This window comes from Streptomyces sp. NPDC050546, assembly GCF_044457425.1.
GTDB lineage: Bacteria > Actinomycetota > Actinomycetes > Streptomycetales > Streptomycetaceae > Streptomyces.
The window spans coordinates 1-11,399 of record NZ_JBITGX010000030.1 but is presented as its reverse complement, the minus strand read 5'-3'; the positions used below and the strand labels follow the sequence as shown (position 1 = coordinate 11,399).

The following is an 11,399-nucleotide window of genomic DNA, read 5'->3' as shown; positions in this document are numbered from 1 at the left end:
GGGACGAGCCTACGAAAGCCTCAGAACAGGCTCAGCAGCGCCTCCGCCGGATCTGTGAGCTTCGTTTCGCCGCCGGGCAGGGGGAGTTCGAACCAGACCGTCTTGCCCAGGGGGGTGCGCCGGGAGCCCCATGCGGCGCTGAGCAGGCCGACGAGCTGCAGGCCGCGGCCGCCCTCGTCGGTGTCGCGGGCCCGGCGGCGACGGGGCTGGACCAGGCCGGAGTCCCAGACCTCGCAGACCAGGGTCCGGTCGAGCAGCAGCCGGAGGCGGATCTCGCCCTCGCCGTAGCGCAGGGCGTTGGTGACCAGCTCGCTGACCAGGAGCTCCGTGGTGTCGACCAGGGGTTCCATGTCCCAGCTGAGGAGTTGGGCGCGGGCGTACTCACGGGCCCGGCCGACGCTGCGGGGTTCGCGCGGCAGGGTCCAGTCGCCGACGGACTCGGTCGGCAGGCCCTGTACACGTGCCATCAGCAACGCGATGTCGTCCTCGCCGTGGTGGGTGTCGAGGGTGTTGAGGACGTGGTCGCAGACGTCCTCCAGCGGCTGGGCCGGGTCGGACAGGGCGCTGACGAAGGCCTGGAGGCCCTCGTCCAGGGGATGGTCGCGGCTTTCGACCAGTCCATCCGTGTAGAGCGCGAGCAGAGCGCCCTCGGGGAGTTCGACCTCGACCTCCTCGAAGGGCTCGCCGCCGACCCCGAGCGGCATGCCCGGCGGCACGTCGAGCATCAGGGCGGACTCCCCCGGCTCGACCAGGACGGGCGGCAGATGGCCCGCGTTGGCGAAGGTGCAGCGCCGGGTGACGGAGTCGTAGACGGCGTAGACGCAGGTGGCGAGGTACACCTCCGAGAGGTCCGCCTCACGCGGGCGGCGGGCCGCCCGGGTCGCCTGTGTGACGCCCCCGGGGGCGCCGAGGCCGCGGGCGATCTCGTCCAGCTGGGAGAGCACCTCGGCCGGTTCGAGGTCCAGCTGCGCCAGGGTCCGGACGGCCGTACGGAGTTCACCCATGGCGACGGCGGCGCGCAGGCCCCGGCCCATGACGTCGCCGACGACGAGCGCCGTGCGGTGCCCGGGGAGTTCGATGACGTCGAACCAGTCGCCGCCGACCTCGCTGGGCCGGCCGGTGTTGGCGTTGCCGGGCAGATAGCGGCAGGCGATGTCGAGGCCGGATGCCTCCGGGTCGCCGGGCGGGAGCAGGGACCGTTGCAGTATCAACGCGCGCTCGTGCTCGCGCCGGTAGAGGCGGGCGTTGTCGATGCAGACGGCCGCGCGCGCCGCCAGCTCCACGCCGAGGTCCCGGTCCCGGTCGCCGAACGGCTCACTGCCCTTCGTACGGGCGAACTGCACGAGCCCGACGACGGTGTCGTGGGCGACCATGGGCACGGCGAGCGTGGACTGCACGAGCCCCCCGTCCTCGCCGGGCACGAACTGGGGGCGGGCCGTGCGCAGGGCGTCCGCGCAGGGCGAGTTGAACGGGTAGTGGTGGACGGCGCCGACCGAGACGGGCACGCCGGTGCCGGCGAAGGGCTCGTCGGAGACGGCACTGGCGAACGCCACCCGGCGCAGCTCGGCGCTGCCGTCGGCGAGCCCGGGCGGGGTCTCGTCGCCGGCCAGCAGGCCCTGGTACAGGTCCACGGTGGCCAGGTCGCAGAAACCGGGCACGACCACGTCGAGGAGCTGCCTGGCCGTGGTCTCCAGGTCGAGGGAGTTGCCGATGCGGGCGCCGGCCTCGTTCAGCAGGGCGAGGTTGCGCCGGGCTGCGGCGGCCTCCCGGGCCGCCTCGCGGCGCGAGGTGATGTCGGTTCCGAGCCAGGCGATCCCGATGGGCCGGCCCGAACCGCTGTGCACGCGGTAGAGGTTGACGGACCAGTGGCGGCGCTCGTCGGAGCCCGGCACGTAACCGGTGACGTGCATGTCCGTGATGGAGTTGCCGGTCTCCAGCACGCGGCGCAGCGTGGCGGCGACCCGTTCGGCCTCGCCGCGCTGGAGGTAGTCGTGGACGCCCTTGCCGCGGTGCTCGTCGGGCTCGCCGCCGAAGACGGACGCGAACCTCTGGTTGGCGCGGCGGACCCGCAGATCGGAATCGATCAGCAGGAAACCGAACGGGGATTGACCGAAAATGGACTGCGAGGCGGCGAGGTCGGTCTCGATGGTGCGCAGTGTGCGGACGTCGACGACGATGCAGACGGCGGCCTTCTCGCCCTCCTCCGTGCGCGTCGGCATGACGTACACCTCGGCGAGCCCCTCATGACCGCATTCGCCCTCGGTGTCCTTGGGCATCCGGAAGGGCACCACGCCGGTCCACTCGCGGCCGTCGAGGATCTCGGCCATCTTGCGCATGCCCCGCTCGCGATGGCGCGGGTCGATGAACGCCTCGATGGGGTCCATGCCGACGGCGCGCCCGGCGGGGATGCCGAAGAGGTGCTCGGCGCGCAGGCTCCACTGGTCGACCAGGCCGTCGGGGCCGATCGAGAAGGACGCGACCTTGATGTAGTCGTAGATGGATCCCGGGGGACTGCTCTGCCACATGGCGTCCCCGGGCTGTACCCCGTCGGCCGCGAGCGCACCTCCCACCGCGGAAGCCAGGCCGTCCACGGCCCTGGCCCTCGCGCCTTCCGACGGGTCCTCGGACTCCGTGGCCTTCGCTGGTATCTCGCTCACGCGAACCGTCCCCTCCAGCTCACCGCGTCCGGCACCGGTCACCGGGGGCGGCTGCCCGCAGTATCCAGCACTACGGTGCCGCACAACACGGTGTTCACGATCACAGCACGGTCCCGATGGTTTTCGGTCCGGACCGTGAGAACACTTCCAGTCTTCTAACCAGCGGACACGTCGTCGAATCACGTCTGCCGACAACCGCCACTGGCCTGAACCAATCGCTCGACAGCGACTGGGCGTACGTACACCGATTTTTCACCCCGGCACGGTGAGTTCGAACCACACCGTCTTGCCCGTCGTACCGGGCCGGGTGCCCCAGCGGCGGCAGGAGGAGGCCACCAGTTGCAGTCCGCGGCCGCTCTCGTCCTCGGGCCGGGCGGCGCGTTCGCGGGGCGGGTCCGGGAGCGGGTCGGAGACCTCGACCCGCAGGACGCCGTCCAGGTCGGACGGGCGGAGCAGGCGGACCCCGATGGGTCCTGTGGCGTGTCGCAGGGCGTTGGTGACCAACTCGCTGACCAGCAACGCCGCGAGGTCGGCCAGGCTGTCCAGGTTCCAGCCGCGGAGTTGGCGGCGGACGACCTGGCGGGCGGTGCGCACGGCGCCGGGTTCGGCGGGAAAGGTCCACTCGGCGCAGTCACCCTCGGTGTCGATCACGCCGATCACTTCCCAGCCAGGAGGCCCACCCATGTCCGGTTTCATGGGGTTAATGGGCACATACCCGATATCCGGGGCGGAGTACCGCGCGGAGCAGCGCACAGTGGCACGAAAGGCACAGGGGGCGCCCGTACGGCAACCGACCGAGCCCGCACGCCCCCGGATGGCCTCAGGCGCCGGGCACTTCCTCCGCTCCAGGGCCTGAAGAGGTGAGACCTTCGGCGGTTCCAGGGCCTGAGGAGGTGAGGCCGTCGGCGGCTCCGGGGCCTGAAGAGGCGAGGCCTTCGGCGGTTCCGAGATGCGCGAGGGTCTGCCGTACGGCCGGGACGTCCTGGTCGAGCCAGTGCACGTCCCAGATCTCGCCCGGGCCGAGCCAGCGCAGTTCGTCGTGGTCCTCGAAGGGCTCGGGGGAGGCGGAGCCGGGTCGCAGCCGCGCGGTCCACACATGCAGGACGTAGGGCGACTTCAGGGGCCACTCCCCCGGGACGCGCGCGCCGGCCTCGGCGTCGACGCCGAGTTCCTCGCGCAGTTCCCGCACCAGCGCCGCGTCGGCCGTCTCCCCGGGCTCGACCTTGCCACCGGGCAACTCCCAGCGCCCGGCCAGCTCGACGGGCGCACTGCGCCGGGCCGCCAACAACCGCCCGTCGTCGACCAGCGCGGCACCTACGACGACGATCCGCTCACTCATGCCGGGAGCCTACGGGAGCGCGGCCGGGCGGCGATTCCGGCTCCGGCCCCGGGCGCAGGCACCGGGCGGGTCAGTCGTGCGTCACGCCCGCCCCGTTCTGCCCCAGCCGCTCGACCCAGTAGAGCTGTTTGTGACCGCGGCCGTCGAGGCTGTCCGCGATCTTCTGGGCCTCGGACCGGGTCGCGTACCGGCCCACCCGGTAGCGGTTGCCGTTGTCGTCCTCTCGTATCACGAGCCAGGGAAGAGTGACCGTGCTGTCGTTCATCGCGCCCCTCCACTTCCCACCCGCGGCCTGTGCCGCGCCCCACCCGCTAAGGAAACCGCAATGCGCATATGCCCGAGCCTACGCCTTACCTTCACGGAGCGAATACGGGTTTTCACAAAGAGGTACGCAACCAGCCAGAACGCAGGGGGCGCGCGCCAATGAACGCGCCGTCTGAGTGCCTCGTGGCACCCGAGCGCGGGCATACCGCATACACCACTGTCGACCTGCGAGGACGACGACCGGTCAGGGAATACGGACCGCCCCGTTCGACGGCGGCAGCCTCGGCGACCGTGTGAGCGGGGCGCGCAAGGAGCGCGCCCCGGGACGGATGTGAGCGTTCGCTACTTGACCGGAAGGTGGTAGGCGACCCGGTACCGATCGGCCGGAATCACCACATCGGCCGTCTCGACCGGGCGGCCGGAGGCGTAGAACGTGCGCTGGACGACCACGACCACATGACCGGGGACGCCGCCCAGGACGAGCAGTTCCTCGGCGAGCCCCGGACGGGCGCCGACCTCCTCGGTGACGTTGTCCACGATCACCTCGATCGCACGCATGCGCTCGACGACGCCCATGCCGCCGAGCGGCCCCTCCTCCGGCAGCATCACAGGCGTACGGCCCGTCACGGCGAGCGGCTCCCAGGACGTGGAGAGCATCATCGCCTCGCCGCCCTCGCGGAAGAGGTACTTCGTACACATCACCCGGTCGCCCGGCTCGATGTCCAGCCGCTCGGCGACCGCGACACTCGCCTCGGACTGCTCGCTGCTCGACTCCCAGGTGCCGCGCCCCTCGCCGTCGGCCTGCTCCTGACGGAACGGCGTGGCCCCGCCGGGCGGGCGGTATCCGGAGCGGGAGACGCGCCGGGGCACGGGCCGCTCGCGCACATACGTCCCCGAGCCGGAACGGCCCTCGACCAGCCCCTCCGCCATGAGCACCTTGCGGGCCTCCAGGGCGACGGTGTCGGAGACGCCGTACTCCTGGCGGATTCTCGCCTGGGAGGGGAGGCGGGCGTGCGGCGGCAGCTGACCCTCGACGATCTTCTGGCGGAGATCACCCGCGACGCGCAGATACGCCGGCTGCTCACCGAATGTCACTGGCCGCTCCCATCAGGTTGTACAGACAGCAACAGCGTGGCAACCGTAGGTTGTGCGGTGCAAGCAAAGGCCAGAGAATCACTCGATGTGATGACATGGTGGCCCTGGGGGCTTTACGCAGGCACTTTCTCCCCGCTACAGCCGCCGTCACACCTCGGCTTCGGAGTTCCCGCTCTCACTGTCGTCGAACGAGGGCGGGGTGGTGGCCGGCCCGAGGGCCTTGCGCGCGGTGACGGTCTGGGGGCCGTCGACGTACGCGTACGCCTTCTCTTAGTGCGTGAAGCAGGTGTCCACGTCCCCGGCCGCGCTCGCCTTCGCCCACTCCTCGCGGGCGTCCTCCATCTCCTCGACCAGTTCGTTGGCCGTGGACAGGCAGACGACCTGGTCGGTGTCGGGCGTGGTGGGGTCTTCGCGCAGGGAGTCGGTGAGCTCGGCCTTCGCGTCGGTGCTGCCGTCCTCGAAGTTCGCCCAGACCTCGGACGTCGTGTCATCGCGCAGGGACAAGTTTCTGCCCCTGTCGGTGCGTGTCCAAGGCCCGTGCTGACAACCCCCGGTGCTCGTCAGGTGACCATGCCCGCGGTGAGGGTTGCGCCATCGGCCGGATCCAGAAGGATGAACGCTCCCGTGCGGCGGTTGGCCGTGTAGTCGTCGAGGGCGAGGGGCTCGGTGGTGCGCAGGGTGATGCGGCCCAGGTCGTTCGCGATGAGCTGGGACGGGCCGTGGAGATCCTTGACGATGGCCTTCACGGTGCGGGTGGTGTGTTTGAGCAGGACTCGGTCACCGGTCCGGAGGGGGCGGTCGGCGAGGTGGCAGGCGGATGCTGTGATGTCCTGGGTGAGGGTGGGGGCGTCCGGGCCGGTGATGATCATGTCGCCGCGGGAGACATCCCGTTGACCGGCCAGACGCAGACTGATGGACTGCGGGGCGCAGGCCGTCCGCCTCTCCTTGCCGAGGAGGCTGATGCCCGTGATCTCGCTGGTCTCGCCGGAAGGGTGGATGGTCACGCGGTCGCCGACCCGGAGAGAGCCCGAAAGCAGTTGGCCCGCGTAGTGGCGGGTTTCGTGGTGGCGGATGACGTACTGGACGGGGAAGCGGGGTGGGGCCTCGGCCGCGGCGTTGGCTACGGGGACGGTCTCCAGGTGTTCGAGAAGTGCCGGTCCTTCGTACCAGTCCATGTGGGTCGAGCGGTCGACCACGTTGTCGCCGGCCAGTGCCGAGACCGGGATCGAGGTGAAGCCGGACAGACCGAGCTGGTCGGCGTGGCGCGTGAAGTCCTCGACGATGCGGATGAAGTGCTGTTCCTCGTAGCCGACCAGGTCCATCTTGTTGACCGCCAGGACGACGCGGGGGACGCGCAGGAGAGCGGCCACGGCGGCGTGCCGACGGGTCTGCTCGACCACGCCGTGGCGGGCGTCCACCAGGATGATCGCCAGCTCCGCCGTGGAGGCGCCGGTGACCATGTTGCGCGTGTACTGCACATGGCCGGGCGTGTCGGCGAGGATGAAGCGGCGGCGCGGGGTGGCGAAGTAGCGGTAGGCGACGTCGATCGTGATGCCCTGCTCTCGCTCGGCCCGCAGGCCGTCGGTGAGCAGAGCCAGGTCCGGGACGTCCTGTCCGCGGCTGCGGGAGGCGCGCTCCACGGCCTCCAACTGGTCGGCGAGGACCGACTTGGAGTCGTGCAGCAGCCGACCCACGAGGGTGGACTTGCCGTCGTCGACCGAACCGGCGGTGGCGAAGCGGAGGGTGTCGATGGTGGTGGTCATGGTCAGAAGTACCCCTCACGCTTGCGATCTTCCATTGCGGCTTCGGACAGCTTGTCGTCGGCGCGGGTCGCGCCCCGCTCGGTCAGCCGGGACGCGGCGATCTCCGCGATCACGGCGTCCAGCGTCGTGGCCTCCGAATCCACGGCGCCGGTGCAGGACATGTCACCGACCGTGCGGTAGCGGACCTTCCGTTTCTCGACGGTCTCGTCCGCCCTGGGCCCGCCCCACTCGCCGGCCGTGAGCCACATGCCGTTCCGCCGGAACACCTCGCGGTAGTGCGCGAAATAGATGGACGGCAGCTGGATCTCCTCGCGCGCGATGTACTGCCAGACGTCCAGCTCGGTCCAGTCGGACAGGGGGAAGACGCGGACGTGCTCGCCGGGGGCGTGGCGGCCGTTGTACAGCTGCCACAGCTCCGGGCGCTGGCGGCGTGGGTCCCACTGCGAGAACTCGTCCCGCAGCGAGAACACCCGCTCCTTGGCACGGGCCTTCTCCTCGTCCCGGCGGCCGCCGCCGAACACCGCGTCGAACCGCTCCGAGGCGATCTTCTCGGTCAGCGGCAGGGTCTGCAGCGGGTTGCGTGTGCCGTCCCGGCGTTCCCGCAGCACCCCCCTGTCGATGTAGTCCTGCACGCTCGCCACATGCAGCCGCAGCCCGTGCTCGGCGGCCGCACGGTCCCGGTACTCGATCACCTCGGGGAAGTTGTGCCCGGTGTCCACGTGCAGCAGTCCGAAGGGCACGGGCGCCGGGGCGAACGCCTTCCGCGCCAGATGCAGCATCAGAATGGAGTCCTTGCCTCCGGAGAACAGGACCACCGGGCGCTCGAACTCGCCCGCCACCTCACGGACGATGTGCACCGCCTCCGACTCCAGCGCATCCAGATGCGACAGGGCGTACGAGCTCATACCAGCCCCCGCTCCGCCAGGACGGCATACAGGGCAGCGGCCGACTCCTGCGGGCTCTGAGTCTCGGTGCGCAGCACCAGCGCCGGTTCCACCGGTGGCTCATACGGGTCGTCCACCCCCGTCAGACCGGCCAACTGCCCGGCCGCCTGCCGCGCGTACAGGCCCTTCACATCCCGCGCACTGCACACCGCCACCGGCGTGGCCACATGCACCTCGGCATACGGTGTGCCGCTCGCTTCGTGCCGCTCACGGACCGCATCCCGGCTGTCCGCGTACGGCGCTATCACCGGCACCAGGACGAGCACTCCGTTGCGGGCGAGGACCTCGGCGACCAGGCCGATGCGCTGGACGTTGGTTTGACGGTCGGCGCGGGAGAAGCCGAGGCCGGCTGAGAGGAAGCGGCGGATCTCGTCGCCGTCGAGGACCTCCACCCGGTGTCCCTCGGAGCGCAGCCGGCCGGCGAGGACGCGGGCGATGGTGGTCTTGCCCGCGCTTGGCAGGCCGGTGAGCCAGACAGTGGCTCCACGACGCCGGCATGAGCAGCGGACGGGTGATGCCGTCGGGGGAGAGGCTTGTTCAATCATGATCGTTCTCCTGGAAGGTCGGCCCGGTGTCAGAGCGTTGACCCGGTGGAGGCCGAGGTGGCAGCCGGGATGTGAGTCGATGCGGCGGCACGGTGAGCACTGCGGTCCGCCCGGCGGATCGGGGTGCGCCTGCTCCGCCTGGTCGCTTCCTCGTCGATGTGGGCCGCCAGGAGTGCCACGGTCGGGTGCTGGAGGAAACCGCCGAGGCGGAGCTCGACCTGGCAGGCGTCGGCGATGCGGGCGACCACCCGGGCGGCGAGCAGTGAGTGGCCGCCCAGGTCGAAGAAGTTGTCCAAGGCGCCCACGCGTGTGACGCCGAGGATGTCGGCCCAGACCGTGGCGATGGCGCGCTCGGTGGCGGTGCGCGGGGCGACGTACGCGGCCGTGGACAGGTCCCGGCCCGCGCGGGGCCTTGGCAGGGCCTTGCGGTCCAGCTTGCCGTTGACGCTGAGCGGCCAGGCGTCCAGGACCAGGAAGTGCTGCGGAACCATGTACTCCGGCAGGCGGGTGTGCAGATGACCGCGGAGTTGGGGGACGAGCGAGCTGCGCCAGGCGGCCTCCATCGGGTCGTTGGTGTACGCGCCCCAGCCGCGCTCGGGCGGGGTCGCCGGGAGGTCCCGTGCCGGCCGGGTCGCCCGGGCCGGCGAGCGAGTGACCAGGACGTCCAGGCGACCGGGTGCCTCCGGGTGCAGGGCCGGTACGACCTGGTAGCCGAGGGCGCTCACCGCGTCGGACAGTTCGGAGGGGTCGAGGGCGACGGCCGTACCGGATGCGGTCGCCACGGACTCCGGGATGTCCTCGGCCGCCGCGGTGACGTCGTCCGCGACCCGGGCATCCAGCACGTTCCCGACCAGCACGCTCTCCGGCTGCTCCGCCGTCAGCCGGGCGACGAACTCACTCACCGGCGCCGCGGGCCACTCCACCGTTTCGGCGGCCGCGTGCGCCGGCTCCCCGCCCACATGGAGAACCGCGTCGTAGCGGTACTTCACCAGCTCGTTGCGGTGGCGCCCCAGCTTGGACAGCAGGGAGACGCCGGTGAGCTCGGCGCGGTCGCCGACCAGGGCCGTGAAGAAGCCGGGGTCGATGACGAGTTCGGCGTCCTGGGCGACGCGGTCGGCGACCGCCTGGGTGAAGGGCTCGCCGTGGGCAGGACCGTCGGGTTCGGAGCGCTGGAGGGAGGCGTGGAAGGTCTCCAGCAGGGCGAGGTTGCGGACGTCGCCGACGATCACGGCTCCGCCGGGGCGTACGACGCGCAGCGCCTTGGCCAGGACATCGGCGAGGTAGTCGGCGTCGGGGAAGTACTGGACGACCGAGTTGATCAGTACGGTGTCGAAGCTGTCGTCGTCGAAGGCGTCGAACTGCTCGGCGGAGCGCTGGAGGAGTTCGACCTTGTTCGAACCGGCCGGCAGCAGATGCAGCTTGGCGTTCAGGTCGCGCAGGGCGATCTCGGAGACGTCAGTGCCGCAGTAGTACTCCGTGTGCGGTGCGATCTGGAAGAGGAGCAGGCCGGTGCCGCAGCCGATCTCCAGGACCCGCCGGTGCGGGAGGGCGAGCACGCGGCCGACGATCGAGTCGACCCACTCGCGCATCTCGTCCTCGCCGAGCGGCTGTCCGGTGTACGAGCTGATCCAGCCGGAGATGTCGAAGGTCAGGTCCTCGGTCTGCTGTTCACCGGCCTGGTAGATCTGGTCGAAGACCTCGCTCCAGCGGTCGACCTGCTGCTTCTCGTGACCGGCGGTGACCTCGGCCGCTCCCGCGGTCTTGGTGAGGTAGGCGACGAGCTGTGGGGTGCCGGAGGGGTCGGGGGCCGTGGTGACCAGCGCCTGGCCGACCACCGGGTGGTCCTGCAACGCGGCCTCGATCTCGGCCGGTTCGATCCGCTGCCCCCGGATCTTGATCTGATGGTCCAGCCGGCCCAGGTACTCCACGGTCCCGTCGGCCCGCCACCGCACCAGATCACCCGTCCGGTACAACCGCCCACCAGGCGTGCCGGGATCCGGCACGAACCGGTCCGCCGTCAGCCCCGGCCGCCGGTGATAACCACGCGCCAGCGGCACCCCGCCGATGCACAGCTCACCCGCCACCCCGACCGGCACCACCCGCAACCCCTCGTCCAGCACATACACCCGGGCGCCCTTGATCGGGCGGCCGATCGGCACCCTGCCGGGCGCCACCGGCGCTGTCACGTGATGGGCGGTGACGTCGATGGAGGCCTCGGTCGGGCCATAGAGGTTGTGGAGCTCGGTATGGGGGAGCAGGCGGTGGAACTGGGCCGACACATCGGCCGTCAGTTCCTCGCCGCTGCACACCACGCGCCGCAGAGCGGGCAGTTCGGGGCCGTCCGCGCTCGCGGCCGCGTCCAGAAACACCTTGAGCATGGACGGCACGAAGTGCGTCGTCGTGACCTCGGCCGCGGCCATGACCCTGCCGAGGTACTCGGGGTCGCGCTGGCCGCCGGGGGTCGCCATGACGATGCGGGCGCCGGTCAGCAGGGCCCAGGTCAGCTCCCATACGGAGACATCGAAGCCGATCGGCGTCTTGTGCAGGACGGCATCGCTCCCGTCTAGCCGGTAGCGGTCCTGCATCCACAGCAGGCGGTTGGTGATGGCGTGGTGCGAGTTGGCGGCTCCCTTGGGCCGGCCGGTGGAGCCGGAGGTGTAGAGGACGTACGCCGGATTCCGCGGGTCCATCGGGACGGCGGGGCGGGTGGTGGGCTGGGCGGCCAGGGCACCGGCGATGTCCGAGAGCCGGACGACCTCGACACCCTCCACCACCACACCGTCCACCGCCCG

The 11,399-nt window shown here is 70.9% G+C and carries 10 protein-coding genes; all 10 read right to left on the bottom strand.

Annotated features, from left to right (window positions below; genetic code table 11):
• Positions 1-20: 20 nt before the first annotated feature.
• Positions 21-2,657 (bottom strand): SpoIIE family protein phosphatase, encoded by a 2,637-nt coding sequence (locus ACIBK5_RS42475; protein WP_399028686.1) that lies wholly within the window; start codon positions 2,655-2,657, stop codon positions 21-23.
• A gap of 252 nt (positions 2,658-2,909) precedes the next feature.
• The gene (locus tag ACIBK5_RS42470) at positions 2,910-3,341 is read right to left on the bottom strand and encodes an ATP-binding protein (RefSeq protein ID WP_399028683.1); all 432 of its coding nucleotides are present in this window, start codon (positions 3,339-3,341) and stop codon (positions 2,910-2,912) included.
• A gap of 136 nt (positions 3,342-3,477) precedes the next feature.
• Positions 3,478-3,996 (bottom strand): (deoxy)nucleoside triphosphate pyrophosphohydrolase, encoded by a 519-nt coding sequence (locus ACIBK5_RS42465; RefSeq protein ID WP_399028681.1) that lies wholly within the window; start codon positions 3,994-3,996, stop codon positions 3,478-3,480.
• Positions 3,997-4,066: 70 nt separating this feature from the next.
• Entirely contained in the window at positions 4,067-4,261 is a 195-nt protein-coding gene (locus tag ACIBK5_RS42460; protein WP_382490312.1) for an SPOR domain-containing protein, read from the bottom strand.
• 341 nt (positions 4,262-4,602) lie between these two features.
• Complete coding sequence (locus ACIBK5_RS42455; protein WP_399028679.1) at positions 4,603-5,355, bottom strand: GntR family transcriptional regulator; 753 nt, start codon at positions 5,353-5,355, stop codon at positions 4,603-4,605.
• A 270-nt stretch (positions 5,356-5,625) separates the two neighbouring features.
• On the bottom strand, positions 5,626-5,859 hold the full coding sequence (locus ACIBK5_RS42450) for a hypothetical protein (RefSeq protein ID WP_399028677.1): 234 nt from the start codon (positions 5,857-5,859) through the stop codon (positions 5,626-5,628).
• A 56-nt stretch (positions 5,860-5,915) separates the two neighbouring features.
• Complete coding sequence (locus ACIBK5_RS42445) at positions 5,916-7,118, bottom strand: sulfate adenylyltransferase subunit 1 (protein WP_399028675.1); 1,203 nt, start codon at positions 7,116-7,118, stop codon at positions 5,916-5,918.
• Positions 7,119-7,120: 2 nt separating this feature from the next.
• On the bottom strand, positions 7,121-8,023 hold the full coding sequence (gene cysD / locus ACIBK5_RS42440; RefSeq protein WP_399028673.1) for a sulfate adenylyltransferase subunit CysD: 903 nt from the start codon (positions 8,021-8,023) through the stop codon (positions 7,121-7,123).
• Positions 8,020-8,607, bottom strand: coding sequence for an adenylyl-sulfate kinase (cysC, locus tag ACIBK5_RS42435; protein WP_399028671.1), 588 nt, complete (start codon positions 8,605-8,607; stop codon positions 8,020-8,022). The genes cysD and cysC overlap by 4 nt, the downstream gene beginning before the upstream one ends.
• Positions 8,608-8,636: 29 nt before the next feature.
• The coding region (locus tag ACIBK5_RS42430) for an amino acid adenylation domain-containing protein (RefSeq protein ID WP_399028670.1) at positions 8,637-11,399 on the bottom strand (2,763 nt) is incomplete at its 5' end.

Excerpts from the sequence above, each read along its gene's own strand:
- ACIBK5_RS42470 (WP_399028683.1), bottom strand. The coding sequence starts at position 3,341 with ATGGGTGGGCCTCCTGGCTGGGAAGTGATCGGCGTGATCGACACCGAG.
- ACIBK5_RS42465 (WP_399028681.1), bottom strand. The coding sequence starts at position 3,996 with ATGAGTGAGCGGATCGTCGTCGTAGGTGCCGCGCTGGTCGACGACGGG.
- ACIBK5_RS42460 (WP_382490312.1), bottom strand. The coding sequence starts at position 4,261 with ATGAACGACAGCACGGTCACTCTTCCCTGGCTCGTGATACGAGAGGAC.
- ACIBK5_RS42445 (WP_399028675.1), bottom strand. The coding sequence starts at position 7,118 with ATGACCACCACCATCGACACCCTCCGCTTCGCCACCGCCGGTTCGGTC.
- cysD (WP_399028673.1), bottom strand. The coding sequence starts at position 8,023 with ATGAGCTCGTACGCCCTGTCGCATCTGGATGCGCTGGAGTCGGAGGCG.
- cysC (WP_399028671.1), bottom strand. The coding sequence starts at position 8,607 with ATGATTGAACAAGCCTCTCCCCCGACGGCATCACCCGTCCGCTGCTCA.